Source organism: Cupriavidus sp. SIMBA_020, from assembly GCF_046535395.1.
GTDB classification, from domain to species: Bacteria; Pseudomonadota; Gammaproteobacteria; order Burkholderiales; family Burkholderiaceae; genus Cupriavidus; species Cupriavidus campinensis.
Genome location: NZ_JAWRWU010001442.1, coordinates 1 through 244, shown reverse-complemented (window position 1 = coordinate 244; position 244 = coordinate 1). Strand labels below are relative to the sequence as shown.

The 244-nt window shown below is 35.7% G+C and carries 1 protein-coding gene; it reads left to right on the top strand.

The window, feature by feature from the left end:
• On the top strand, nt 1–244 hold a 244-nt coding region (locus tag SB751_RS34325; RefSeq protein ID WP_410749536.1), incomplete at both ends, for a hypothetical protein.

Below are 244 nucleotides of genomic sequence, written 5' to 3'. Positions count from 1 at the left end.
GTATTTAAATGTTTGTCTGGAATCAAACGTTTAATGTTGGGTACCGTTGGATTAAATAGCGGAATAGATGGTCCTATTAGGTATAAAATGTTTGCGGGTATTGATGTAGGAGAGGGTATATCGGAATCCAACAAAATAAATTCTTACAAATCAAATGTATTTGGGCATGGTTATGGAGGAAATGGTAGGGTTAGTATTGGTTGTTCTTATAAAGGGAAAATTTGGTCGAGGTGGGTTGAAAACA